Annotated in this window: 2 protein-coding genes; both read right to left on the bottom strand. The window is 47.7% G+C overall.

The window, feature by feature from the left end; translation table 11 throughout:
* Window positions 1-341, bottom strand: a 341-nt coding sequence (locus tag RH85_RS10115) for a DUF957 domain-containing protein (RefSeq protein ID WP_006712129.1), incomplete at its 3' end; no start/stop codon positions are given.
* A 65-nt stretch (window positions 342-406) separates the two neighbouring features.
* Window positions 407-754, bottom strand: coding sequence for a hypothetical protein (locus tag RH85_RS10110; protein WP_006712128.1), 348 nt, complete (start codon window positions 752-754; stop codon window positions 407-409).
* Window positions 755-915: the final 161 nt, after the last annotated feature.

The raw sequence follows: 915 nt of genomic DNA, 5'->3' as shown, positions 1-915 counted from the left end.
TAGTGAAACTCACGATACGGCTCTGGGTTGGTGGTCGGGGACACAAAGAGTCCGCCTGACGTTCTCCGCTCAATCAATGTGATCAATTGAGGTTGCCACGCAAGTGCAGGTCGATGCACACGTTGTAAATGACACACTTGCGCCAACATCGAATGGGACAAGGCGAGGTGTGTTTTTAACGCATCACACGGCGGTAAAGTCGTAAGCTGCATGGACAATGCCTGGTAAACCATTTCTGAGTTTACCTTGCCGTCATTGTCAAAATGCAGCTCGCTGTCACTGGCCATGTTATCTTCTAACCAAGCCATAAGTTCGGTGAGGACGTGGTTCATGTTTTTCATTGTTTGCTCCAATTTATATAAAAGGGAGCATACCGGGAGGCAAGCTCCCGGTTAGGGTGAAAAAATTACAGGCGTATATCACGCATGGTCTGGGCGAGAACATTGAGCGTTAACGCTATACACTGCTCCAAATCATGTTGTGTTGGGGTTGGATTACTTCCTAGTAATCGAGATAACTGCTCGGGATAAGCGTTCCCATAGAATAGATAAAGCTTGTCAGGCTCATCTAAGGAATACTGCTCCAGATAGCTCTCAGTTACGGGAATGATTTGCTCCAATACCCAAGTAAAAAACTCCACATCGCCGCCGTGTGAGACTTGCTCAAACAGCACGTGGTTGTTTTCGTGATAGGGAAACCCCTCTTTAAAATACGCAAGGGCTAAGGCAGCCCCTTGTGTGATGGTTTGTGTCATAGTTTGCTCCTATTGGTTAAGTAAGAGCACTTGAGCCTAACAGGGCAACAAGTGCCCTGTCGGGGATTAACGGTGTTGGGTCTGCTTAAGTAACGATTTTGCCAGCGCCACTTCGACACTGTCGCCATCGCTGTTTAGCACATCCAATCCGTTTTCTGGCA

Source organism: Vibrio ichthyoenteri ATCC 700023 (genome assembly GCF_000222605.1).
Taxonomy (GTDB): domain Bacteria; phylum Pseudomonadota; class Gammaproteobacteria; order Enterobacterales; family Vibrionaceae; genus Vibrio; species Vibrio ichthyoenteri.
Note: the sequence above shows the minus strand (reverse complement) of the source record. Positions and strands in the feature narration are given on the sequence as shown.